Raw genomic sequence first — 25,581 nt, 5'->3', positions numbered from 1 at the left:
CCCTTATTTCGAATAAGGGGCGAGATCGATATTCCTCACACTGCTACTTAAAGGCTTACTATTTTTTAAGCGCTTCAAAATAAGCCTGTGCGGATCTACTGAGTAGCTCTACGTACTCTTCCCGATCAACAGCAGTACTGTCCTTCTCCGCGATTCTAAATGAGGCCAAAGCAACCTCGCGGGCATTATCCAATACGCGTGAACTCGGTTTGTTAGGAGTCGAAGCGGAGGAATCGGTACGATTTTCACCAAATTCGTACATTTTCTCTCTCCATGTTAGTGAATCTTTATTATTGAACATTAGACGTTAACTCGTCAATACCATTCAGATGGTCCTGCCCACAGTGGTGTAACAACACCCCTAACACCGCAGCAGCCGCAGATATAACAGATCTGTTTGCCTCGATAAACCTACCTTCGAAGTCTGAAGTTCCTATTAAAACACCCAACGGTGGCTTGGAGCCTTCGTTTGTCATTATCGGGCAAGAAACATACGAGACATACGTTGAAGAGTCATACGGGCGCTGAAAATCATCTGGAATATCTAGGTTTGTACCGTTCTCAGTAAACTGAACCCCACCCTCCAGTGTAGAACTACTTTGGTAGGTTGCGTTTTGATAAGTCGTACCAACACGCCCCATTCCATTCGGCCATACGCGCCCAAAACCTCGAGATGGATGGTTTGCTGAACAGACTTTCCATACAGGTTTCAACTCATTGCTATCCGGATCCATAATGTAAACAGCAAAAGACCATTTTTCGCCGGGCTTGAAACCAAAGACCTTTTCCGGTTCTTTCACAAGAAGTGATAATATTTCACTAATTTTTTTGTTTAATTCTGCAGCAGATTTAAAATGCGATCTCTGTGATATATTACTATGTATTTGATATACTGCTGACCCTATCCACGTCTGAATGTATGAAACGGAAAGAAGGCTGCTCGCATAAACGTCCTTTTCTTGTTCTGAATCCTGATATGATAAATACAAATCTCTAAACTCATGAAACCCTAAGGAGCTAACGTAGTTGTTTGACCAAACAAAAATAAATATGCACACCTGAACCGAAATCAGTACGATCAATGCAATCCAGAATAATCTTTCCTCTACACTCGATATTTTTTGATAAAATGAAACAACAACAGCAATTGCAGCTGGAATAACAATACTTGAGACAATACTTAAATTTCGACGCAAACGTTCGATTTGTTCGACTTCCTCTCTCGATTTTTTTCCGAGATAGGATAATTTTTCTTTAAAATCGTTCATGACTCAATCAGTGACATAATCTACCACAACATTAATTCTAAAAATCTAATTATACCTGCAATAACAATGCAAGATTATTTTTCCACCATGAGGAGATACTGTCACCCTATTGGCGTGCAAAACAGGCGCCATGCCCTAGTATTTCGTTAGATGTTCAAATATTTTTTATGCAATTCGCATCATCAAACGGAGGGATGCAGTATAAGGTTCGTTAATGACAGACTGACCGCCAAGGCCGAGGAAACCGATCAACGTGACCTACAAGATCAAAAAGCAGCGCGAAATCATTGACCGCAAAAAGGTCTTTGCCGAGCTTGAGGCCATCGCAAATGATCCGTCCCTCAAAAGCTTCAAACAGCGTACCGCCGTTCTGAACAAGCTGAAATCAGTGCTCGAAGCCGGTCGTGCTGTCATTCGTGCGCGCTTTGAAGAAAGCAATTCCGGGCAAGATACGGTCTTTTCCAACAGTTTCCTGATGGATCAGATCGTGCGTCTGATCCATGATTTTGCCACCACGTTCGAATATCCGCTGCACAATCCGACCAATGAACAGCGCATGTCGGTGGTGGCTGTCGGCGGCTATGGCCGCGGTGACATGGCGCCGCATTCGGATGTCGATATCCTGTTTCTGTTTCCCTACAAACAGACCGCCAATGGCGAACAGGTTGTTGAGTTTATCCTTTATATGCTTTGGGATCTGGGGCTTAAGGTCGGTCATGCGACGCGTTCGGTCGATGATTGCCTGCGCATGGGCAAACAGGACATCACCATCCGCACCAACCTGCTTGAAAGCCGCTTTGTCTGGGGCGATGAGGAAACATACAAGCTGTTTCGCGCCCGCTTCATGGAAGAACTGGTCAAGGGCAGCGGCATCGAGTTCATCGAAAAGAAGCTTGGTGAGCGCGATGAACGCCATACCCGCATGGGCGATTCCCGTTATGTGGTCGAACCCAACGTCAAGGATGGCAAGGGGGGGTTACGCGATCTCCATACCCTGTTCTGGATTGGCAAATACCTTTATCGCGTCAATTCCCCGATGGAGCTGGTCGATCTCAAGGTCCTGACGCGCAAGGAAGCGCGCGGCTTCCTTAAGGCCCAGAACTTCCTGTGGGCCGTGCGTTGCTGGTTGCATTATCTTTCGGACCGCGAAGAAGATCGCCTGACCTTTGACATGCAGCGCGAGATCGCCGAACGGCTTGGCTATACCGATCATGCCGGGGCGTCGGGTGTCGAACGCTTCATGAAGCACTATTATCTGATGGTGAAGCATGTCGGGAACCTGACACGCATCTTCTGTGCCGCCCTTGAAGAACGCCATCAGCGCCGCCCGCTGATCCGTTTTCCGGGCAAACTGTTTGGCACCAAGGAAATTGACGGGTTCGAGTTGCGCAATGACCGCCTGACGGTCGAAAGCCTTGATGTTTTCAAGAACGACCCGATCAAGATTTTGCGTCTGTTTCTGGTTGCCCATCAAAACGGGGTTGGCATTCATCCCGAAACGCTGCGCTGGGTGACGCAAAGCCTGAAATATGTCGATCACAAGCTGCAAAACGATCCGGATGCCAACGAGGTTTTCCTTGAAATCCTCACCCAGCGTGACAGCCCGGATGTGACGCTCCGCAAGATGAACGAGGCCGGGGTTCTTGGCCGCTTCATTCCCGATTTCGGGCGCGTTGTCGCCCAGATGCAGTATGACATGTACCACACCTACACCGTGGACGAGCATACCATCCGCGCCATTGGCATCCTCAATCAGATCGAATGTGGCGAACTGGCCGAAGACGCGCCTGTTGCCACCCGCATCATGGGTCAGGTGATTTCACGGCGTGTGCTTTATGTCGCGGTTCTGCTCCATGACATTGCCAAGGGGCGCGGTGGCGATCATTCCGAACTGGGGGCCGAAGTTGCCGAAAAGCTTTGTCCGCGTCTGGGCCTGTCGCCGGCCGATACCGAAACGGTTGCCTGGCTGGTCAAGGCCCATCTGTGGATGAGCCTGACGGCATTCAAACGTGATCTCAATGATCCCAGCACCATTCGCGCCTTTGGCGATCTGGTGCAGTCGCAGGAACGCCTGCGTCTGTTGCTGTGTTTGACGGTCGCGGACATTCGTGCCGTCGGCCCGAACATCTGGAATGGCTGGAAGGCGACGCTTCTGCGCGAACTTTACTATGCCACTGATGATCTGCTTTCTGGGGGTCTCAATGCCGATAGCCGCGATTCGCGTGTTGCCAATGCACAAGCCGCGCTACGCGATGCGCTTAAAGATTGGCCGGAAAAGGATATCGAAGATTTTATCGAACGCGGCTATCCATCCTATTGGCTGAGTTTCGATACCGATATTCACGTCCATCACGCCCATCTGACGCACGAGGCCCGCGAATCCGGGGCTGACATCACGATTGATGTCCGCATTGATACCGAAATTGATGCCACCGAAATCACGGTTCACACCACCGACCATCCCGGCCTGTTTTCCCAGATCGCCGGTGCCATGGCGCTTTGTGGTGCGAACGTCGTCGATGCAAAGATCCTGACGCTCGCGGACGGCATGGCGCTTGATACCTTCTTTGTCCAGGACACCAATGGCGAGGCGTTTAACGACACCGCCAAGCTCGAACGCCTGCGTGAAACCCTTGAAAAGGTCATTTCCGGACAAATCCGCCCCAGTCAGGAAATCGAACGTCGCCAGACCAAGGACAACAAGCACCGCACCGCCGTCTTCAAGGTCGAACCCAATGTCATTATCGACAACAAGGCCAGCCGCACCCATACAGTGATTGAAATCACCGCCCGTGACCGGCTTGGATTGCTTTATGACATTACGCGCGCACTGCGCGATCTTTCGATGCAGATCGCCTCGGCGCGGATTTCCACCTTTGGCGAGCGCGCAGTGGACGTTTTCTATGTGAAAGATGTCTTCGGGCTTAAAATCGACAGCCGCACCAAATTCGTTCAGGTCAAGGAAACCCTGACCCAGGCGATTCGCAACGACTAGGGCGAAATCCGGAAAGCAGATAAACCGGATCGATCCAATACCCATGCGCTACCATCGGCAACGCCACGGTATGGATCTGATCCGGCTGTTCCCGGCCGTTGTGGCCGGTACAGTGCTCAGAGCCTGCTGCGTTTAGCGTGCAACGTTTTGCCGAGGTCATTCCTCTGTTCGGCAAGAAAAGGATCGCAGAGCGTAGTGGGGCTACGGTCGAGATCCTTGACGCTGCAGGGCAGAGGAATGGCCCGGCCCACAGGGGTTGTGTTTTGCGATGTTTCGCATCGTTACACCACTTGAACGATGCACCGCATCGTCCTGCGCGCTGTGCCTTGCCAAACAATTCGCAAAACACAAACAAAAGCGATGCAGGCTAAACGCAGCAGGCTCTTTATTCTTTTTTGGAAATTGTGACGGACGAGGAAGGGTAAAACCAAACCCGGCAGCGCGACCTGTTATTCACGGTGCCGAAATCCTCGGAGTGCAGCAGGTTGAGGTGGATCCCTTAATTCCCCGCCCGTCCAATATGAGGCTCGCGTCCCAACGAACCCTCAGCGAGTCAGAATATGGGGCCTTCGCAACTGTTTTTCTGTGACGGTTGTCACAGGCCCCCCAAAAAAATCACCTGATTCAACCACTTTCACAAAAATGCGATATAAGCCGCGCGTTATAGGGCTCAAAAATTACGACTATTTTCACCTTCGGCTGTCAGATTTCTGTCCATCAAGCTTGAAAATACCGCAATCGCACGTCATCACCGCCAGATTGATCCACCGGTTTGACGTCGAATCGCGACTTAGGTCCTGACCCTGAATACGGAACGCTTAACGCATGTCGCTTGTCCGCTCTATTGCCACGGTGAGTGGTTTTACCCTGCTGTCCCGTTTGCTGGGATTCTGCCGCGATATTCTGATTGCCGGTATGCTCGGGGCCGGCGGCATGGCCGATGCGTTCTTTGTGGCATTCAAATTCCCCAACCTGTTTCGCCGCCTGTTTGGCGAAGGCGCGTTTTCCGCGGCCTTCATTCCGCTTCTGGCCGGCGACATTGAAAAACGCGGTCTGGATGCGGCCCGCGAATTTGCCGCGCGCGCCATGTCGATGCTGGTGCTGATCACCGGTTTTCTGGTGGCGATCATTGAAATCCTGATGCCCTGGGCGATGTATGTCTTTGCGCCGGGTTTTGCCGAAAACCCCGAAAAGTTCGCGCTGGCCGTTGAACTGTCGCGCATTACCTTCCCGTATCTGGCGTTTATTTCTGCTGTCGCGTTGATGTCGGGTGTGATGAATACGCTCCATCGCTATGCCGCCGCCGCCGCTGCCCCGATCATTCTTAATATCTGTCTGATCGGTGCCTTGCTTGGCCTGACCCCGGTCACCGAAACGCCGGCCCACGCCCTGGCATGGGGGGTGGCAATTGCCGGGGTGGCGCAATTTGTGGCCTTGGTGATTGCCTGTAAACGTGCCGGTTTTGCCATCAAATGGCAGCTGCCGCGTGTCGATGACCGCATCAAGCTTCTGGGCAAACGCATGATCCCGGGCATGATTGGTGCGGGCGTCTATCAGATCAACCTTCTGATCGACACCATGCTGGCATCGCTTGTGTCGGACGGTGCTGTTTCCTGGCTTTATTATGCCGATCGCGTGCAGCAACTCCCACTTGGTGTGATTGGCATTGCCATTGGCACCGCCCTTTTGCCCACACTGTCGCGCCAATTGCAGGGCGATGATCCCAAAACCGCGATGCATAGCCAAAATCGCGGCATTGAAATCGCCCTTCTCCTTACCCTTCCGGCTGCGGTTGCCCTTGGCGTGATGGGCCTTCCAGTGATCAATGTGCTGTTTGAACGCGGGGCGTTTGGGGCGGAAGAAACCCTTATGACCGGCATGGCGCTCACGGTGTTTGCGTTTGGTCTGCCGGCCTCGGTCCTGGTCAAGGTATTGGCACCGGGCTTCTTTGCGCGCGAAGACACCAAAACACCGATCCGCATTGCCATTTCCTGCATGGTGCTCAACATCATCCTGATCGTGGTCCTGATGCCCTGGTTCGGGCATCTCGGCATTGCTGCCGCAACCTCTGTTTCGGTCTGGGTCAATGCGACGTCGCTGGGCTTTATTTTGCACCGGCGCGGCGATCTGACATTTGATGCCCGTCTGTTAAAACGTGTGCCGCGCATTCTTCTGGCGTCCGCCCTGATGGGATCGGCCTTGTGGTTTGCCATTGATGCCTTCTGGCAAAATGATGCGGCTTCCATCACGCGGATAATCACCATGGCGATCTGTGTTGGTGGCGGCATGGCGGTCTATGCCATCAGCGCCCAGCTGCTTGGCGCGACCAGCTTTTCCGAGCTGAAATCGACGCTTAAGCGGGGAAAACCCGCCTGATCGCAATTATTCGGCACGTTTCCCGATAAGCAGCTTGACCTTCCCCGGCCACGGGGCTTAACTCGCGCGCGTTGCTTGCATGCTCGTCCGCCGGCGGGTGTCCAAAACCTGGCGGAGTATGCAGGTCCCGTTACTCAAGATATGAAATGGACGACGACGTTATGGAACGTGTGTTTTCGGGCGCTCAGCCCACCGGTAACCTTCACCTTGGCAACTATCTTGGCGCGATCCGCAACTGGGTCGACCTGCAGAAGAAATATGAATGCATCTTCTGTGTGGTCGATATGCATGCCATCACGGTCTGGCAAGACCCCAAGGAACTGCGTTCCAACATTCGCGAACTGGCCGCCAGCATGATCGCTTCGGGCATCGACCCGGAAAATCAGGTGCTGTTTAACCAAAGCCAGGTTTCCGCCCATGCCGAACTGGCCTGGATTTTTAACTGTGTCGCGCGCATCGGCTGGTTGAACCGCATGACCCAGTTCAAGGAAAAGGCGGGCAAGCATCGCGAAAACGCATCTCTCGGTCTTTATGCCTATCCGAGCCTGATGGCCGCTGACATTCTGGCCTATAAGGCAACCCATGTGCCGGTCGGCGAAGACCAGAAACAGCATCTTGAACTCGCACGTGACATCGCGCTTAAATTCAATACCGATTACGATGTCGAGGGTTTCTTCCCGCAGCCAGAACCGCTGATTTTGGGTCCGGCAACGCGTGTGATGTCGCTGCGTGACGGTTCGAAAAAGATGTCGAAATCCGACGCCTCGGATATGGCGCGCATCAACATGACCGATGATGCCGACACGCTCGCCAAAAAGATCCGCAAGGCAAAGACCGATCCGGAACCGCTTCCCTCTGAGGCCGCCGGTCTTGAAGGCCGCCCGGAAGCCAAGAACCTGATCACCATCTATGCTGCCCTCACCGACAGCACCGTCGATGCGGTTCTGGCGGAACATGGCGGCACGCAGTTCTCTGGCTTTAAACAGGCGCTGACCGACGTGGTGGTCGAAAATCTGGCACCGATTACCGAGGAAATGGCACGGCTCAATGCCGATCCGGCCTATATCGATTCAGTTCTGGCCAAGGGGGCGGAACGTGCCAACACCATCGCCCAGCCGATCCTCAAAGAGGTCAAGGAAATCGTCGGCTTCTTGAACGGCTGATCACGCCAAAAAGATTTGAACAACAAAAAGCCCGCCGGTGTGAACCAGGCGGGCTTTTTTGTTGTGATATCGAAACAAGCCTTATCAGATGGCGTCTCCGGACGGTGTCGGGTTCTGCTGCATCGCCTGATATTTCTTCAAACCATCCATCATCGTCTGGCTGAACCACGCCCCCACCGGCGCATCACCATTCATGTTATGGGATGCCTGTTGCAACAGCGGATGGTTGGCCGGATCCTCCGCAGATGACGCCTTTGCCACGGTGGCAGCCCCGGTTTCTGAGCTGCGCGCGGTTTCACGTGCTGTCATCTGGCCATCATCGGCCACCGGATTGCTGCTGGCCACCGCATCAGCCGCCATGGTCTGTGCCTTGTCCCGACCAAGGGCCGCGTTAAACCGCGCCGCCATCTCAGCGGCCGAAAGCGGGGTACCGTCTGGCGCTGTGGTCTGAATTTCCGAGGCTTTGCGCTCTGCCGCTTCGGCTTTCACCGCGTTTATCTTGGCATATTTGGATTCGTGAGCTGCCATTTCAGCAGAAATGGCAAACTGATTGCTCTGACGGCTGATCCGCCCACTGCTTGCGGCCCGTGCCCAGACGGTATCGGCATCTTTGGGTGCCGGGCGCTGCACCGGCTCATTGGCGGTCGAGCTTGATGATATGGTCTGGCCCAGGGTCGAAACCGGGTTTGCGGTCCCGGCCGAGGCCATGGCAACGCTCAGTTCTGCAGGGTCGGATGCAGGGGCCGGGGCCGTCGCAATTTCCCCATCAGCAGCCGCCACATTGGCAGGTGCCGGATTTTGGGCGGCTTGTGCGACCTGTGATGCCTGAACACCTTGTGTTCCTTGCGCCACCTGCGCCGCTTGTGCCCACGGCACATTCAGATCAGATGCCTTCACCCCGGCACCACCTGTTGCATCGGCTGCGGCCAAAACTGTCTGATCAACGGGTGCGGTCGGGGCTGATTGTACGATGGTGGCCTGTTCGGCAGGGCTTGCCGCCTGGCCCGAAGCCCCGCTCATCCAGGGCAGAACCAGATCACCCTGATAGGTCCCGTTTTGCGCCACGGTGGTCTGCGCGTCATTGGGTGCATCGGTGGCATCGGCCACCGCCGTGCCGTCATCAACACCACTACCGCCAAAACCGTCTTCAATGAACGCCATGACGTGGCTGCCGGTATCATCACCCGTGACGGCATCGACCACGGCGTCAATCGCCGCCCCGGCAAGGCCAAACACCCCGCCAAACAGGCCGCCGCCCGCAACGCGCGCGCCATTGCCGATCTCATCGCCGGTGAGCGATCGATAGATCATGCCAACACCGGGAATATGTTGCAGGGGATTGATGACATCGAGGACATCGGTGAATTCAAAACCGTCCTCACCAAACATGTATTGCGAAAATGTCCGGCCTTCGCCGTCACCCGAAAGCGCATCAGCCGCATTCGACTGGGCAAACTTGCTGTCTGCTGCCCCGCCTGTGCCCGTCGCGCCACCGGTAATGCTACCGGGCGAAATTTGCCGCCAATTTTCACCAATCGACATGTCTGTCCTCCTCTTGCCACATGATGTGCAAAAGGAGTGCCAGTTTTCGATCTTTCTAAAACATTGAAATAGGGTGATTTTCTTGGAGCGGTCGTCCGCCAGATCTGCCCGTCGGAATCTTCTGCCGGGTCGCATCAGGCCATTCAGGCAGATGGTTCAAAAAGAACGATCTAGAAAAGATGTCCTGCCCGCTCTTTTTTGGTCTGCAGATAGAACTCGTTATGCCCATTTGAGGGGAATTTGTGCGGCACACGCTCTGAAACCGTCACGCCCCAGCTTTCAAGCCCGGTGAGTTTTTCCGGATTGTTGGTCAGCAAGCGCACGCTTTCAAAACCCAACTGACGCAACATCTCGGCCGCCGGACGATAAACACGTTCATCGGCGTCAAAACCAAGTTCCTCGTTGGCATCAAGGGTGTCAAACCCGCGATCCTGAAGGGCATAGGCACGCAACTTGTTCACAAGCCCGATGCCACGCCCTTCCTGACGCAGATAAAGGACAATGCCGCCCTGGCCGCTTTTGGCGATTTCGGAAATGGCACCGCGCAGCTGCGGTCCGCAATCACAGCGCAGCGACCCGATCAGATCCCCGGTAAAGCATTCCGAATGCAGGCGAATAAGCACCGGTTTGTCCTTGGCCGGTTCGTCAATGACGATGGCCAGATGTTCCTGCCCGCCATCTTCGGGGCGAAAGGCAATGACAGTGACATTTTCGGCATCTTCAAGCGGCACGCGCGCTTCGCTGACTTGGCGCAAACTTGCGGCCGAGGCATTTTCATAGCCATTGATGCTTTCAGACTGCAGAACCAGTAAATTCTGCGCCCGGGCAAGATTTTCAAGCTGATCTCCACTGACCGGCACGGTCACAACCGCGGGCAACAAACGGGCAAGCTTTGCCAGACGGATGGCGGCATGTTCGGCCATGCTGATCGGGCGCCAGTCCCCGTCGGGAAGCGCATCAAGATCAAGCAACGGATTGGCGATCTCGCCCAAACGATCGGCGTTAACAGCCGACTGGCTTGCAGAGACAAAGGCAATGAACGGATCGTTTTTGCATGCCTGACCAAGCGATTTGGCCCGCACGCGCGGAAGGACGATTGCCGGTGCGCCATCATTTCCGGTGATGTCGCACAGTCGCTCCAGACCATGCTGAGACAGCGGCTCGGCCGCGATCACCGCAACACTGTGGGCTTCGCCATTATCGTGCCCCTGGACCAGAACGATCTCGCCACGGCGCAAATCTGCCACAGCGCGGGACACCGTTACCAGGTCGGTCGCCGGGATCAGATTGCTGTCATTTTGGGCCGTCACGGCGGAGCTTTGGGTCATCGGCATCTTGTCTTTGTGATCACAACATCGCGATCCGGTGGCTATGGGGCTGGATAAAGACCCGGTTTAATTCATATAAGCGCATCAGGCGGCGCAATTGGTGATGCGCAAAATCGCAGGAAGACGCGCATCTTTCAAGATTTTACGACATCACATTACAGACAAATCGCCCCTACTACCTAATCCGGGTTGGTCAGGAGTTAAAGGACCAAAGCGAAAACAGTTTGTTCTTGAAAATAGACAGCAAGATACTGATCCTAGATCCCGTACTACATATATGGCGGGGCGGATCAGAAGTTCCACAAAAACAATGGTGTGATTATCCACCAAAATCAGCTTCTATTCGCAAACAAGAACTGGTCAGCAGCAAGGGATGGTGAATGTCGACAGGTAAACAGGTTCTGGTGGTTGAGGATGATGCAGCCCTCAGCCAGTCTCTGACAGAGCAGCTCAGACTTCATGAAGATTTCGAATGTGTGGTTGCCAATAGCGGCAAGGAAGCGCTCGATCTTGCCAAGGATTCCTATTTTGACGTGATCCTGCTCGATGTCGGCCTGCCCGATATGGATGGCCGCGATGTTTGCAAACTGATGCGGCGCGCCAATGTCAAATCGCCGATCATTATGCTGACCGGAGCCAATAGTGACTCTGACACCATTCTGGGCCTTGAGTCGGGCGCCAATGATTATGTCACCAAGCCATTCCGCCTGAATGTGCTGCTGGCGCGCATTCGCGCCCATATCCGTCAGCATGAACAAAGCGAAGACGCGGTCTTTGTCATCGGCCCGTACAGCTTCCAGCCCAGCGCCAAGATCCTGATTGAAACCGCGACCGAAAAGAAAGTCCGGCTGACGGAAAAGGAAACCTCGATCCTGAAGTTCCTGTTCCGGGCCGGCGACAAACCGGTCAGCCGCGAAACCCTGCTCGATGAAGTCTGGGGCTATAACGCCGGTGTCACCACCCATACGCTGGAAACACATGTCTATCGTCTGCGCCAGAAAATCGAAAAGGATCCATCAAACGCGGCGATCCTGATTACCGAGCCAGGCGGCTACAAGCTGAACCCCTGATCAGGCTGCAGTTTTACGTCCACAAAAGAAAATCCCGCTGATGCGGGATTTTTTTGTCACAAACGGTCAGATGGCGCGTCTATGTTCTCGGCCTGATTATCCACAGGAAGGTGAAGATCACGCGAATCGCCACAAAACACGCGGATAACGCATAAATTTTATGACTTTTTGCAGGTTTTTACCCCGAATGTGGATTTAAAAGCCCGAATTTCGGTGTTTTTAGGGATCTCAATAGCCCCGCGAGCCGAAAATAGCCGTCCCAACCCGCACATGGGTGGCGCCAAAGCGGATTGCGGCCTCGTAATCACCGCTCATCCCCATGCTTTTGATTTTAAGACCATGGCGATCAGCAATCTTGCCCAGCAGGGTGAAATGCGGGGCCGGTTCCTCGTCAACCGGGGGAATGCACATCAACCCAATGACCGGAAGATCCAGCTCCTCACGACACATCTTGATGAAATCATCGGCATCCTTTGGTGCGATGCCGGCTTTCTGTTCTTCCTCGCCGGTATTGATCTGAATGAACAGATCCGGGCAGACACCGGTATTGTCGCGATGTTTGGCAAGCGCCTTTGCCAGTTTCGGGCGATCCACGGTTTCGATCACGTCAAACAGGGCCACCGCGTCCTTGAGTTTATTGGTCTGAAGCGGCCCAATCAGATGCAGCTCGATATCGGGAAACTCGGCGCGCAGTCCCGGCCATTTGCCCGCTGCTTCCTGCACCCGGTTTTCGCCAAACACGCGCCTGCCATCGACCAGCGCCTTGCGCACATGATCAGCCTCATGGTTCTTGGACACACATACCAGCGTCACATCATCCGGATCACGATCGGCCGCGTCACATGCCGCATTGATATTGCTCTGAATTTCGGCAAGGTTGGCCGCGACATCGGATTTGTCAGATGACAGATCAAGACTGCTCATGGAAGATGGTCCTTCATCGGTAAAGCGCGTGGGCTCAGATATAGCTGCCACATCGGGATAGTATCAATGGATAAAGCCCTGTTAAAGCAGGCACGCAGGCTCAATTTACGTAATAGCGGCTCGAACCGCCTTATCCCGCCGATTGTGCTGATGACCGACGATCAAAGGATGCCGGATCCGGTAGCCGCCATCCACGCCCTGCCCCGTGACAGCATGGTTATTTTTCGCCATTACGATCATCCGATGCGGGCGCAAATCGGCGAGAAACTCCGAACAGTCTGCCGCACCAAAGGTATCGCATTTCTGGTGGCCGATGACGTCGCGCTCGCCCTCAGGCTCGATGCTGACGGCATGCATTTTCCCGAATACCGGGCCCTGACCGATCCGGGCATCTATCATCGGATCCCGCAGGGTTTCTTGCGCACCTCGGCCTGCCATTCACAGCAAACGATCCGAAAACTCGCCCTGCTTCCAGCGCGTTCCCGACCCGATGGCGTCCTGATCTCGCCGATCTTTGCGACACAAAGCCACCCCAACGCCGAACCACTTTCGCGCAGCAAAACCAACCAGATGATCCAGGCATGCCAGCAGGCCGACATGGCCCCGATCGGCCTTGGCGGGATCACCGCGCAAACAATCGAAAATCTGCAGACTTCAGCCCTTGCCTCCGTCGCCGGGATCGGGTTTTCTGGTGTTTGTCACCTGCCATCCCGTTGACCGGAGTTCTCCCGCAAAATGCCCCGGGCCCTGCACCCTTCGCGCAAGACATTTACCCGTTTTGCCTCCAAACAGCCGTTTCAGTTTGGCCTGCCCAATGTCAGCGCCGCACTGACCCAAGCGTCTGATAACAGCCCGATCTATTTTACCCGCGCGACATCCCTTCTGCGCCGTCAGGTGCTGGCGGGTGCACCCGGGGTCAAGATCAAGTCGGACAGCTACCGATTTCAGGTTTTGCCACGCGATTGTTGGGGGGAGCGGGATTTTTCAAACAAATCCGTATTGTTTCTGATCCCCGACGATGCGCTCGGCGATTGTGTCGGCATGGCGCTGTTTTTTCGCGCGCTCAAACAGCGTTTTACCAATATCCGGATTGGGGTGCTTAACAGTGATAGCGCATCAGACATCTTTGCGCTGATGCCAGATACCGAGATTTTTCAACTATTTATCTCAAGCACAGAGCTCAAACGCTTTGATCACGTGATTGATCTCAGTGAAATGGAAGGCTGGCGTGATATCGCGACCATGCCGGTCAACCCGGAAGAAGCCCTCTGCGAGGCATTTGGCATTCCGCCCATACCGCTCGAAGAACGCCAATTGCCAAGTACAACCGGGCGTAAAATCGGTATCGTCCCGATGGCGTCCTCGCCACTGCGCACGTTACCGCCCAAGCTGGTCACCGAGATTACCGCAATGTTGGCCAAACAGGATTGCGACATCACCCTTGTGCTGAATGCCTATCAGGGGATGATGAAGGCTTATAAGGCCGCGCTGAATGATCTTGGTATTCGAAACGGCAACAACATCCGGATTGTGGATGGCTTCAAAACCATCGGCGATCTGGTCAAGTTCGTCGGGCAGCAGGATTACCTGGTTGTAGCCGACAGCGGCCCCGCCCATATCTCCAAACTGTTCCAGACACCGGGCTTAGGTATTTACAGCTCGGCTGATGCCAAAACCCTGCAGGGCCGCCACAAAAACCTGCGCACCTGGCAAAGCGATTTTGTCGGCCCCCATTGCGCCGCGCCATGTGGCCTCGCCAAACTCCGTGCCACAGTTGATGGAAAAATAGGCTGCATGGGAAGTCTCGCGCTGCCGATCACTGACCTTCCCGATATCCCCGACAAAGGCGATACCTCACTCGTGCAGGCGTTGGTGACGAACGCGCCCGTCCCCTGCGTTGCCCGTTTGAGCGAGAACATCCCGGCAATTCGCGATGCGATAACTGAGGATCTGTTCGCTTCCTGATCAGAGGCGGCGGCAACCGGCACTCCCACGATACAGACAAAAAGAAAGGGCGGCCGAAGCCACCCTTTCAAAATCGATCCCAATTCCGAAGAATTAGAAGGTCAGAGCAAGACCGGTAACGGCGCCAAAGCCGTCGTTATCGGCGATGTTTGCGCTGTCAGCTTCGTCATCGAACCAGAAGATCGACGATTTCCAAGCAACGCCTGCACCAAGCGCATAGGACATGCCGAGATCAACGGTGCTGATTTCGCCAGTTGTCGTGCTGGAACCGTCGGTGCGGTTTCCGTAGTCAGCATAACCGTAGGACAGCGAAACAGTCGCCGCATCCATTGCGTAGGAGACGCCGATGTCAAACGCGTCGGTATCACCAGCGGTGCGGGAGTTTTCACCCTGCGCGTAATCGTCTTCAATGTGACCCCAGGAAGAACCAACGACGAAGTTACCGAAGCCAAGAGTTGCACCAAGGCCATACCAGTTGCCTTCAGCCTGGTTTTCACCGGTTGCAGAAACACCAACCGCGACACCATCGAAGTCATGCTGATAACTGATACCTGCTGACAGAATGTTGTCGCCGTCAGTCGCGGTGTCGTTGTTGTTCGAACCACTGTCATCCGCATAGGAGACACCAGCCTGGAAGCCGCTGATGTTCGGGGTGAAGTAGGTGAAGCGCTTCTGGTCACCGCTCGACGGAACCGTGTCAACAAGGTAAGCATCAACCCAGTTGGTCAGATCGCCATCGTTAACGCCAACCGGGCCAACCGACGGTGCGGTGATGGCAAGTGAGTCAGCAGCGCTATCGTCTTTACCAAGCTTGACCTGACCGAAGCCACCATTGACAAACAGATACTGTTCATCGATCTGGTCCGAAGAGGTTTCACCTTCAAGTTCAATTTTCGCACCAACTTCGATGCCGTTATCAAGCGTGGTCTTACCAGAGAAGTGAACTTCGGTGTCAGACTGGAAAGCGTTTTTGGATTCGCCAACGTCCTGGTCAGCAACACCAGCCCACTGTTCCATGTAACCGCCAACCGAAAGCTGGATCGGCTCGGAAGCCTGTGCGGTGCCTGCAGCGGCAACAGCGACAAGTGCGCTGGAAGCAAAAAGAATCTTTTTCATCATAACCCTCAATAGAATGACGTTTCGGGACGAAGGGGTTTGAACCGGACGGCCCTTCGTTCTGTCGAGGGTGATAAAGCCACTTAAATGAATTATGGTCAATTATAATAAGTGACCATCGGATATTTAAAAAGAATGCTGTTGCGATTTTACAACACTTGCATCGGATGGCTTTCAAAAGCCTGATTTATTAAGGTAATTCATCTATGTAGTTGGTTTTTATGCGGACAAGCGCAAGACCATTCTTGTCCTATGATCACATTAAATGAGCATTGGTCATAATTTAGATGCGCTAAAAGTATAATTTCCATTGCCAGAAATCCGTTGAGATTAGGAAAAACAGGAATCCCAAACGGCTCACAGAATGCTTTTAGGCAAAGGATTAATTGGATGCTGTGAGCAATGTCAGGAAGGTTTATTTAAACTTTTTAGAAGGATACAAACAAAAAAGAAGGGGGTGGAAAATCCACCCCCTTCAATTTTTCGACTAATCCGAAAAGGATTAGAAGGAAAGTGCGAGACCGGTAACTGCACCGAAGCCTTCGTTGTCGTCTGCAGTACCTGCATCCTGACCTTCGTCGTCAAACCAGAAAACAGAAGATTTCCAGGTTACGCCTGCGCCCAGGGTGTAAGCAAGACCAAGGTCAACAGTGTTGATCTCGTCAACGCCCGAAGTACCAGCGTCATCGTCGCTCTCACCATATGCATAGACAAGGGAGATCGACGCTGCGTCCATTGCGTAGGAAACGCCAATATCGAAGTCGGTGGTGTCGTCAACATAGGTGGTCGACTGACCAGCGCCGAATTCACCGTCGGTTTCAGAAACGGAAGCGCCAACGGTGAATGCACCAAAGCCTACGTTTGCGCCAACGCCGTACCATTCGCCTTCCTGGAAGTGCTCACCGACAAGGGAAACAGCAACGGACACACCGTCGAAGTCACCTTTATACTCGATACCACCAGAAACGCGGTTATCGCCGGTCTGAACGTCGTCGTCACCTTCTGACGAGTCGTCATCAGCATAGGAAATACCTGCACGGAAACCGCCGAGAACCGGGGTGTAGTAAGTGATGCGCTGCGAGTCGTCACCAGCCGGAACGGTGTCCGGAACAGCATTAACAGTTACCCAGTTACCAAGGTCGCCATCGTTCGCGCCGACCGGACCAACGGACGGAGCGGTGATGCCCATGTCAGCTGCTGCGCCGTCTTCGGCACCAACTTTAACCTGGCCAAAGCCACCGTTGATGAACAGATACTGTTCGTCGATACCAGCGGACTGGCCTTCCATTTCGATTTTCGCACCAACTTCGATGCCGTTGTCGAGAGTGGTCGAACCGGAGAAGTGAACTTCGGTGTCAGACTGGATTGCGTTTTTATGCTCAAAAGCGCTTTCTTCGTCAACAGCACCGATCCACTGTTCCATGTAACCGCCTACGGACAGGCTGATCGGCTCAGAAGCCTGAGCTGCGCCTGCGAAACCAACAGCGACGAGTGCGCTGGAAGCTACCAGAATCTTTTTCATCTTTTCCCTCAACGTCTTTGAATGCGTTTTACGCAATACAAGTATTTGGACAGCTTTTGCCGCCCGGTTCGAGAAGGATGGAGCCACCAATTGATGCCCACGTCAACCAAAGCTGTGACCAAAATGGCACATTGATCAAATGGTGTGGCAAAAAAAACACACTGGTTTTCTTTGCTCATCTGCGAATTCCACCCTATATTCGCTGAAAATTCGGGTTGCTTGTTGAACACAATTCTCTTAAGGGCAGGAAATGCTAACCTTTTCTTCGTTCAAATCGCTGGTTATCGGAACAGGTGCCGCTCTCGTTCTTGCGGGCTGCTCTTATGGCACGGTAGATTACGATCAGTTCCCTGGCTCGGCAAATACCGATGAACGTGTCAACGGGCAGGCAATGACCCGCGCCCAGGAAAAAGAGCGTGGCGGTGTGTTTGGTTCTGAAGGCCTTAACATATTTGGCGGAGAAGACGCGCAGCAAGGTGGTTCAGGGATCGGAGTGAACAGTTTCCTGTGGCGCGCGTCGCTTGATACACTCTCCTTTATGCCGCTGAACTCTGCAGATCCGTTCGGTGGTGTTATCATCACTGACTGGTACACACCGCCAGAGTCGCCAGACGAACGATTCAAGTTGACGACGTATATCCTCGGAACATCCCTGCGTTCTGATGCCATCAAGGTTTCTGTCTTCCGTCAGGTCAGCGTCGGCCACAACCAGTGGCAGGATGCAGTGGTTGAGCCGGGAACAGTAACCGCTATGGAAGACGCCATTCTGACCCGCGCCCGTCAGCTGCGTATCGATAGCGCGAATTCCGAATAAGGGTAATGTCGCAAGACACGCTTTATATATCACCGGAATACAACCCCCACTCGCTGAAACGCGACTGGGGGTTTCTTGTATGCCCTGAGCGCTCTGAAATATTTGAAGCATTAATAGGCGATCTGACCGGACTTCGGGCAACACTTTGCCGATCGCTTGTGCGAACAGCAGTCAAAGGCCAAGCAATCGTAGTCCCGATTCCCGATCATCGGGCAAAGGTAAGTACAGATGGACTGTCAGAGAGTAGCAATGACCTTTGCGAGGAAGTCGGATTTGATATCGTCGTGCTTGCCCTGCTGGCCGATGTTCCGATCCATCGCCCGTTGCATCTGACACACAGCAGTCTGATCGGACATTGGAGATGGCTGCGCGAGGTCTGGCGCGGTTGTGCATTGCGTCCGGCGCACCGAAGCTTAGCTCTGGAATGCACAACGCACACCCCTGTGAAGGACGCCCTGAAAAACGGTAAGAACAATCTGGCGATCGCCGAATTGCGCAGTCTGTTCAAAAAGGTTCAGCAAGCACCAGATGATGCAGAGCTCTACCTTTCTTTCCTGAACGACCTAACTCTGTTTTGCCCTTTTATCGGAACCGAACTATTGTGGCGCCAGGGATGGATTGAAAGCGATCCAAGAGGCAGGTCGTCCAGCACCAAAGTTAATGCCAGGCTAAAGAAGGTATAATTGAATGACGTTGCGCGCGGTTTTTCCGATTCTTGCACTTTTGGCTCTGACAACACTCAGTGCCTGCGGATTTCGCCCGCTCTATGCCACAGCTGGCGATGACTATAACACCGCAGCCAGCATGGCGCGCGTCAACGTCGCGCTGATCAATGATCGCGTTGGACAGCTGACCCGTAATGCCCTGATTGAGACCCTCACCCCGCGCGGTCAAAGCACAAACCCGCTTTATGATCTGAACGTGACCTTGACAGAATCGACAAGTGAGCAGGGTTTTACCAAGGATAATGAAGCAACCATTGCCGATTATCTGATTAATGCGAACTATCAACTCGTGCGCAGATCTGACTCAAAGGTTTTGCGTAAAGGCGAGGTCCGCGCCCGCACCAGTTACAACATCGTCGATTCGGACTTTGCCAGCATCGAAGCCGAGGATGCCGCACGCGGTAACGCGGCCAGTAACCTGGCGCAACAGTTGGCCAATCAGGTCGCTATTGGCCTGCGTTCGCAATAACCCCCTGCCCGCTCATCTCGATTAACTCACGACTCCCCTAAGGAACCACAAGGCGCATCATGAAGCTCAAGGCAGCACAGGTTGAAAACTTCTTGCGTGCCCCGGATGCGAAGGCTCAGCTCGTTCTGATCTATGGCGAGGATGAGGGCCTTGTACGCGAACGTGCGATTCGCCTGGCCAAAACCGTGATTGAGGACCTCAAGGATCCCTTCCGCGCCATAGAGCTTGGCAGTGCCCAGCTCAAGGAAGATGCCGGCCGTCTGCGTGACGAATCGGCTGCCATGAGTTTCGGCGGCGGGCGGCGCGTGATCCGACTCCGTGATATCGGCGATGCACAGGCGCCTGTGATTGCTGACTTCCTTGGCGACCCTGCCGGTGACGCCCTGATTGTCATTGAAGCCGGAAGCCTTCCAACCCGCTCCAAACTACGCCAGGCAGTTGAAAAGGCCAACAATGGCATGGCACTGCCCTGCTATGCCGATGGCGCGCGAGACATCGAAACCCTGATCCATTCGATCATGGAAGAACATAGACTTCGCATTGACCGCGATGCCACGAGCTATCTCGTCGCCAATCTCGGCTCGGACCGCATGATTTCGCGCAGCGAGCTTGAAAAACTCGCCCTGTATGCCCTGAAAGACGGCCAGGTCACGCTGGCTGATGCGATGGCCTGCGTGGGGGATAGCTCCGCGCGCCACTACGACGATGTCATTCAGGCTGTTTCACAGGGCAATGTCGTCAATCTCGATGCCGCCCTGACGCGACTGGTTGAAGAAGGGCTTAATCCGGTCGGCGCACTGCGCATGATGATCGGCTATTTTCAAAAACTGCATCTGGTCAAAGGCCAGGTGTCGCAGGGAATGGACGCCAACCAGGCAATGAAATCGCTGCGCCCGCCCCTGTTCTTCAAGGCCGCCGACCAGTTCCGTGCCAACCTGAACAATTGGGCGGTCAACAACCTGCAGCGCGCCCTGCAAATCCTGCTCGAAGCAGAAAAAGACTGCAAAAGTGGCCTCGCGATCCCCGAAACCATAGCGCACCGCGCCATGATCAAGGTCGCGGTTGCCCGCCAGAAACAGGTCCGGCGCTAACCCACCATCAGCCTCCATACCCCGCCAGATCGATCCCGGTGCCTGTCGCAGATCCGCAAGAAAAAGGCATGCCACGCAATGTGACATGCCTTTAAAGATTTGAGTCACCCACAGGACCAGGGAACCGAAGCACGAGAGCGCCTTAAAGCACCCGCTTTACCTCAACCGATCCCCGGCGTGCTTTCGAATCTTCTTCTTTAAGCTTCTTGAGCTGGTCGATTTTTGCACGATCGAGCTCTTTCATGCTGGTTTTGGTTACGGCTTTTTTCCCGTGCCATCTGTAACCTCCTCGGCAATCAGATCATCAAGCGCATCCTCGCTGACTTCTTCGCTTTCGATCGGATCATCGCCTTCCGGCCCTTCGATGACGAAATCATCATCTTCGCTTTCGGGCAACGTGGCATCGGCAATCGTTTCAAGCTCTGCGGTCAGATCATCTTCATCAGAGTCGTCATCGTCTTCGATAAACATCGAATCGAATTCGTTGTCATCCGACTCCGCTGAACTCACCTCGACTTCATCCTCGCCAAGCTCGCTGGCCTTGCCGTGGGTCAGGCGCTGCAAGATGTCATCAAGCTGCTCAAGCGTGTCATAGCGGATCGAGATTTTGCCAGACGCACCGTCAAAGTCGATATTGACCGCCAACCCCAACATATTGCTAAGGTCACGCTCCAGAGCCACTGTATCTGGGTCTTTCTCCGTCGACGCCCCGCCCGATGATTTCTTCGGACGCGACGCCTTACCACCATCGGTTTTGACAAGCTTTTCGGCCTGACGAACGTTCAAGCCCTTCTTGACGATCTGCCCGGCAAGCTCGACCGCGTTATCTGCGCCCAAAAGCGCACGTGCATGGCCAGAGCTTAACACCTTGTCCGAGAGCATCTGCTTGATCGGTGCCGGCAGACCCAGAAGACGCAGACTGTTGGCAATGTGGCTTCGGCTTTTACCGAGTGCCTGACCGAGCGCTTCCTGCGTGTGGGAAAACTCGCTCATCAGGCGGTTATAGCCTTCGGCCTCTTCAAGCGGTGACAGATCCTGACGCTGCAGGTTTTCAATAAGCGCAATCTCAGCCGTTTCGCGGTCATCAAACTCGCGCACCAGAACCGGCACTTCGTGCAGCTGTGCCCGCTGGGCAGCACGCCAGCGACGTTCGCCAGCAATGATTTCATAGGTGGTTTCACCCGTCGACGATGCACGCACCAGAATCGGCTGAATGATGCCCTTTTCGCGGATCGAGGCCGCCAGGTCATCAATCGCGTCATCATCAAAATTGCTGCGCGGCTGGAACGGGGATGGTTTCAGATCGGTAATCGCAATCAGCTGCGTCGTGCCCCCCGGTCCGGGGTGGGCAGCCTCGCCGGTATCATCGCCGCTTGCGGCAACCGCAACATCTTCGTCTTCTTCGCCCAGAAGTGCAGACAGTCCCCTTCCCAAGCCGCGTTTTTTTGCTTCGCTCATGCTTTCACCCCTTCGCGTTTCAGGACTTCGCTCGCCAGATTCAAATAGGCCCGGGCGCCCGGGCACTTCATGTCATACACCAGCACCGGCGCACCGTGGCTGGGGGCTTCGGAAACGCGGACATTGCGCGGGATTACCGTGCGATAAACCACATCGCCGAAATAGTCGCGGACATCATTGGCCACCTGGGCCGACAGGTTGTTACGCTTGTCATACATGGTCAGCACAATGCCCTGGATCTCAAGGTTCGGATTGAACGCCTTCTTAACCCGCTTGATGGTGCGGACCAGATGGCTGACCCCTTCAAGGGCAAAGAATTCGCATTGCAGCGGCACCAGAACCGCATCGGACGCCACCAGCGCATTCAGGGTCAAAAGACCGAGTGATGGTGGACAATCAATCAGGACGTAATCAACATCCTGAGGCAGTTTGCCAAGCGAATCCTTAAGCTGCGTCTCGCGCCGCTCGAAATCGACCAGCTCGATCTCAGCCCCGGAAAGATCCATCCCCGACGGCACGATGCTGAGCCGCGGAATGCTGGTTTCCTTGCGCGCTTCTTCAAGCGTATTGCCATTGATCAGCACATCATAAGAACTGATTTCGCGATCAGACGGACGCAGGCCCAAACCGGTACTGGCATTGCCCTGCGGATCAAGATCGACAATCAGGACCCGCTGGTTCACCGCCGCCAGGGCGGTTGCCAGATTGATGGTCGTGGTGGTTTTGCCCACCCCGCCCTTCTGGTTGGCCACGGCGATGATGCGCGGACGGTTTCCGGCACCCTCTGATTTCGTCGAAAGCGGCAAATCAATAACATCCGTCACCGGCCCACTCCTTTTAAGATCATCACGACACCGTCCGGATCGACCAGGCTGGCATGCGTGGTTACATCAAATGTCCAACCGGCATCGCGTGCGTCCGCCAGTTCATCCTCAAAGGCACGTCCCTTCAGCAGCACATAATGGCCGCCCTCTTTCAAATGGCGCTGCCCCAATTCCAAAAGCTTGGGCAGTGGTGCAAAGGCGCGCGCCGCAATCACATCGGCCTGACGCGGCGCTGCCGCCTCAATCCGTTCGCGGGCAATCTCGGTCTGGCCCAACACACAACACACCCGCGCGGCCTCCATCAGAAACACCGTCTTTTTGGTATTGGATTCCATCAGGGTCACATTATTCGCGCCAAGGATCGCCAGAACGATGCCCGGGAACCCGGCACCCGATCCGAAATCAACGATCTTGCCGTCGGCGGCGACATCGGAAAGATGTGGCCAAAGCTGTGCGGAATCCTGCAAATGACGTCCCCAAACGTCTTCGGCCGTGCTGGCGCCAACGATATTAATGCGTGGCTGCCACTTCACGACGAGGTCTGCATATTGGTTGAGGCGATCCAATGTTTCACGTGAAACATTCAAATCCTGCTCAAACCAGGTTTTTACGGGCGTGGAAATTGTCTGCATATTTGATTTATAGGCCCACCCAGAAAAACACTCCAGTCTTGATTTTTACCATTTTGTGTTTTTGGCCGCATCGGGTGCGATAAAATCAAAATAAAACACTTCGAATGTTTCGCGTGAAACATTCCCACGCTCAGAACCGATCACCCCAGCCCAATTTCACCGCATATTCGCGGAAGTTGGTCCTGCCCTCGCCCGACATCCGCCGAGTCGGCCCACAACCGGGGCAAAACCTTCCGCGACTCGGCATAGACGGGGTCGGTGAATGAATATGTGGATGTGCCGCTCCTCACGCGCTGTCGTCGGCACATCCACACACCACAGACGACAACACCCGGCCGATAGTTTGGCCGGGTGTTCCGATCTGGGATCAATTGTGCAGTTGATCAGGCGGTACGCGATGCCGCTGCGTTCTGATGCTTGTGGCTTTTGATATGGCCCAGCAGGGCCGTGACCGCCGCCGGAGTAACGCCCGGGATGCGCGATGCGGCGCCGATGGTTTCCGGCTGGATTTCTTTGAGCTTAAGCCGAATCTCGGCGGACAGACCCCCGACCTTATCGAAATCAAGACCACGCGGCAGACGCAATTCCTCGTCGCGGCGGAAGGCGGCAATGTCGGCCGCCTGGCGATCGAGATAGCCTTTATATTGGGCATCAATCGACACCTGTTCCGTGATTGCCGGATCAAACGCGCCGAGCTGCGGCCAGACCTTGGTCAGGGTATCAAAGTCGATATCGGGATAGGCCAGCAGATCATAGGCCGAGCGGCGCACCCCATCCTGATTGATCTTGATGTCGAACTTGGCCAGACCATTCGGGGTTTCGGTCAGCTCGGATACTTCCGCCTTCGCCGCGTTCAATGCCGACTTCTTGGCATCCCAGGCCTGTTCGCGGATCGATGCGATACAGCCGATATCAAGACCGCGATCCGTCAGACGCTGATCAGCGTTATCCGCGCGCAGCATCAGGCGATATTCTGCGCGCGAGGTGAACATGCGGTACGGCTCGCGCGTGCCAAGGGTGACCAGATCATCGATCATCACACCGATATAGGCATCGGCACGATCGAGAACAAATTCACGTTCCGTCCCACCGGCAATCAAGGCCGCATTCACACCGGCAATCAGCCCCTGCCCGGCTGCTTCTTCGTAGCCGGTCGTGCCATTGATCTGACCAGCAAAGAACAGGGCCGCAACCTTTTTGGTTTCCAGCGTATGGCGCAACTCGCGCGGATCGACGAAGTCATATTCCACCGCGTAACCGGGACGGAAGATCTCGACCTTTTCCAGACCCGGAATGGTGGCCAGCATGGCAAGCTGGACGTCTTCGGGCAGCGAGGTCGAAATGCCATTTGGATAGACGGTCGGATCATCGAGGCCTTCGGGCTCAAGAAAAATCTGGTGCTGATTTTTCTCGGCGAAGCGCACGACCTTGTCTTCGATGGACGGGCAATAGCGCGGACCGCTGCTTTGGATTTTGCCGCTATACATCGGCGCACGATCTAGATTGGCACGAATGATTTCGTGGGTCGCTTCCGTCGTCCAGGTCAGGTGGCAGGGAATCTGCGGCACCGTGATTTCCTTGGTCAGGAAGGAAAACGGGTCGGGTGGTGTATCGCCAGGCTGTTCCTGCAGGCTGGCCCAATCAATGGTCCGGCCATCAAGACGGGCCGGGGTTCCGGTTTTCAAACGTCCTAATCGGAATTCGTATTTCGCCAGCGTCTCGGACAATCCGGTTGCCGGGGCATCGCCCATACGACCGGCCGGCTCGGATTTTTCGCCAATATGGATCAGACCATTGAGGAACGTACCCGTGGTCAGCACCACCGCCCCGGCCGTGTATTCCGAACCATCACCGGTGACGACACCTTTGATCCGGTTGTTGTCATCAATGATCAGGTCTTCAACCCCGCCTTCGAGGATGGTGAGGTTTTCCTGCTCCGCCAGGATATCCTGCACCGCCTGACGATAAAGTTTGCGATCCGCCTGCGCGCGTGGCCCGCGGACGGCCGGGCCCTTGGAACGGTTGAGCATGCGGAACTGGATGCCGGCACGGTCAATCGCCCGGCCCATCACACCATCAAGCGCATCGACTTCGCGTACCATATGCCCCTTGCCCAGACCACCAATGGCCGGGTTGCACGACATTTCCCCGATGCGATCGGCGCGGTGCGTGACCAGTGCCGTCGCAGCGCCCATGCGCGCAGCGGCCGCAGCGGCTTCACATCCGGCATGGCCACCGCCGACCACGATCACGTCAAAGCGGTTATTTGGCACGTTCTGTGACATCGACTTCCTCACTC

At 54.7% G+C, this 25,581-nt stretch carries 21 protein-coding genes; 10 read left to right on the top strand and 11 right to left on the bottom strand.

Annotated elements, in window-relative coordinates:
• Nucleotides 1–58 precede the first annotated feature (58 nt).
• Nucleotides 59–262 (bottom strand): hypothetical protein, encoded by a 204-nt coding sequence (locus ACXAIA_RS01670; RefSeq protein ID WP_475347811.1) that lies wholly within the window; start codon nucleotides 260–262, stop codon nucleotides 59–61.
• 28 nt (nucleotides 263–290) lie between these two features.
• Nucleotides 291–1,268: a hypothetical protein gene (locus ACXAIA_RS01665; protein WP_475347810.1), complete on the bottom strand. Its 978-nt coding sequence runs from the start codon at nucleotides 1,266–1,268 to the stop codon at nucleotides 291–293.
• Nucleotides 1,269–1,521: 253 nt separating this feature from the next.
• On the opposite strand from ACXAIA_RS01665, the gene ACXAIA_RS01660 reads away from it, so the two are divergent.
• From ACXAIA_RS01660 to trpS, 3 genes are all read left to right on the top strand, one after another.
• Nucleotides 1,522–4,263 (top strand): [protein-PII] uridylyltransferase, encoded by a 2,742-nt coding sequence (locus ACXAIA_RS01660; protein ID WP_475347809.1) that lies wholly within the window; start codon nucleotides 1,522–1,524, stop codon nucleotides 4,261–4,263.
• Between the two features lie 825 nt (nucleotides 4,264–5,088).
• Complete coding sequence (murJ, locus tag ACXAIA_RS01655; protein ID WP_475347808.1) at nucleotides 5,089–6,639, top strand: murein biosynthesis integral membrane protein MurJ; 1,551 nt, start codon at nucleotides 5,089–5,091, stop codon at nucleotides 6,637–6,639.
• Between the two features lie 161 nt (nucleotides 6,640–6,800).
• On the top strand, nucleotides 6,801–7,802 hold the full coding sequence (gene trpS, locus ACXAIA_RS01650; RefSeq protein ID WP_475348231.1) for a tryptophan--tRNA ligase: 1,002 nt from the start codon (nucleotides 6,801–6,803) through the stop codon (nucleotides 7,800–7,802).
• Nucleotides 7,803–7,886: 84 nt separating this feature from the next.
• Here trpS and ACXAIA_RS01645 read toward each other — a convergent pair whose 3' ends face one another.
• Both ACXAIA_RS01645 and ribA read right to left on the bottom strand, forming a co-directional pair.
• Nucleotides 7,887–9,344: a hypothetical protein gene (locus tag ACXAIA_RS01645; RefSeq protein ID WP_475347807.1), complete on the bottom strand. Its 1,458-nt coding sequence runs from the start codon at nucleotides 9,342–9,344 to the stop codon at nucleotides 7,887–7,889.
• Nucleotides 9,345–9,514: 170 nt separating this feature from the next.
• Complete coding sequence (gene ribA / locus ACXAIA_RS01640; protein ID WP_475347806.1) at nucleotides 9,515–10,672, bottom strand: GTP cyclohydrolase II; 1,158 nt, start codon at nucleotides 10,670–10,672, stop codon at nucleotides 9,515–9,517.
• Nucleotides 10,673–11,052: 380 nt separating this feature from the next.
• Between ribA and ACXAIA_RS01635 the strand changes: the two genes are divergently transcribed.
• On the top strand, nucleotides 11,053–11,742 hold the full coding sequence (locus ACXAIA_RS01635; protein WP_475347805.1) for a response regulator transcription factor: 690 nt from the start codon (nucleotides 11,053–11,055) through the stop codon (nucleotides 11,740–11,742).
• Nucleotides 11,743–11,970: 228 nt separating this feature from the next.
• Here ACXAIA_RS01635 and ACXAIA_RS01630 read toward each other — a convergent pair whose 3' ends face one another.
• Nucleotides 11,971–12,666 carry a YggS family pyridoxal phosphate-dependent enzyme gene (locus ACXAIA_RS01630; protein ID WP_475347804.1) on the bottom strand — a complete coding sequence of 232 codons (696 nt, stop codon included), beginning with the start codon at nucleotides 12,664–12,666 and terminating at the stop codon, nucleotides 11,971–11,973.
• Nucleotides 12,667–12,732: 66 nt separating this feature from the next.
• Here ACXAIA_RS01630 and ACXAIA_RS01625 point away from each other — a divergent pair, with 66 nt between their 5' ends.
• Nucleotides 12,733–13,383 (top strand): thiamine phosphate synthase, encoded by a 651-nt coding sequence (locus ACXAIA_RS01625; protein ID WP_475347803.1) that lies wholly within the window; start codon nucleotides 12,733–12,735, stop codon nucleotides 13,381–13,383.
• Between the two features lie 18 nt (nucleotides 13,384–13,401).
• Nucleotides 13,402–14,631, top strand: a complete 1,230-nt coding sequence (locus tag ACXAIA_RS01620; protein ID WP_475347802.1) for a glycosyltransferase family 9 protein — start codon at nucleotides 13,402–13,404, stop codon at nucleotides 14,629–14,631.
• Between the two features lie 93 nt (nucleotides 14,632–14,724).
• Here ACXAIA_RS01620 and ACXAIA_RS01615 read toward each other — a convergent pair whose 3' ends face one another.
• Entirely contained in the window at nucleotides 14,725–15,747 is a 1,023-nt protein-coding gene (locus ACXAIA_RS01615; protein ID WP_475343024.1) for a porin, read from the bottom strand.
• A 502-nt stretch (nucleotides 15,748–16,249) separates the two neighbouring features.
• On the bottom strand, nucleotides 16,250–17,269 hold the full coding sequence (locus ACXAIA_RS01610; RefSeq protein WP_475347801.1) for a porin: 1,020 nt from the start codon (nucleotides 17,267–17,269) through the stop codon (nucleotides 16,250–16,252).
• A 250-nt stretch (nucleotides 17,270–17,519) separates the two neighbouring features.
• Between ACXAIA_RS01610 and ACXAIA_RS01605 the strand changes: the two genes are divergently transcribed.
• Genes ACXAIA_RS01605 through holA form a run of 4 tightly spaced genes read left to right on the top strand, consistent with a single transcriptional unit; the run spans nucleotide 17,520 to nucleotide 20,368 of the window.
• Entirely contained in the window at nucleotides 17,520–18,083 is a 564-nt protein-coding gene (locus ACXAIA_RS01605) for a DUF3576 domain-containing protein (RefSeq protein WP_475347800.1), read from the top strand.
• Nucleotides 18,084–18,088: 5 nt separating this feature from the next.
• Complete coding sequence (locus tag ACXAIA_RS01600) at nucleotides 18,089–18,766, top strand: hypothetical protein (RefSeq protein WP_475347799.1); 678 nt, start codon at nucleotides 18,089–18,091, stop codon at nucleotides 18,764–18,766.
• Nucleotides 18,767–18,770: 4 nt separating this feature from the next.
• Entirely contained in the window at nucleotides 18,771–19,277 is a 507-nt protein-coding gene (gene lptE / locus ACXAIA_RS01595) for an LPS assembly lipoprotein LptE (RefSeq protein ID WP_475347798.1), read from the top strand.
• A 59-nt stretch (nucleotides 19,278–19,336) separates the two neighbouring features.
• Nucleotides 19,337–20,368: a DNA polymerase III subunit delta gene (gene holA, locus ACXAIA_RS01590; protein WP_475347797.1), complete on the top strand. Its 1,032-nt coding sequence runs from the start codon at nucleotides 19,337–19,339 to the stop codon at nucleotides 20,366–20,368.
• 255 nt (nucleotides 20,369–20,623) lie between these two features.
• On the opposite strand, the gene ACXAIA_RS01585 is transcribed toward holA, so the two are convergent.
• The 4 genes from ACXAIA_RS01585 to mnmG form a co-directional block, all read right to left on the bottom strand.
• Nucleotides 20,624–21,826, bottom strand: a complete 1,203-nt coding sequence (locus ACXAIA_RS01585; protein ID WP_475347796.1) for a ParB/RepB/Spo0J family partition protein — start codon at nucleotides 21,824–21,826, stop codon at nucleotides 20,624–20,626.
• Entirely contained in the window at nucleotides 21,823–22,650 is an 828-nt protein-coding gene (locus tag ACXAIA_RS01580; RefSeq protein ID WP_475347795.1) for a ParA family protein, read from the bottom strand. The genes ACXAIA_RS01585 and ACXAIA_RS01580 overlap by 4 nt, the downstream gene beginning before the upstream one ends.
• Nucleotides 22,647–23,282 carry a 16S rRNA (guanine(527)-N(7))-methyltransferase RsmG gene (gene rsmG / locus ACXAIA_RS01575; RefSeq protein ID WP_475347794.1) on the bottom strand — a complete coding sequence of 212 codons (636 nt, stop codon included), beginning with the start codon at nucleotides 23,280–23,282 and terminating at the stop codon, nucleotides 22,647–22,649. Before rsmG ends, ACXAIA_RS01580 begins: the two co-directional genes overlap by 4 nt.
• A gap of 383 nt (nucleotides 23,283–23,665) precedes the next feature.
• On the bottom strand, nucleotides 23,666–25,567 hold the full coding sequence (gene mnmG, locus ACXAIA_RS01570; RefSeq protein ID WP_475347793.1) for a tRNA uridine-5-carboxymethylaminomethyl(34) synthesis enzyme MnmG: 1,902 nt from the start codon (nucleotides 25,565–25,567) through the stop codon (nucleotides 23,666–23,668).
• Nucleotides 25,568–25,581 lie beyond the last annotated feature (14 nt).

It is taken from the genome of Thalassospira sp. ABL2_045 (assembly GCF_056161285.1).
This window is presented reverse-complemented; position numbering and strand designations above follow the sequence as displayed.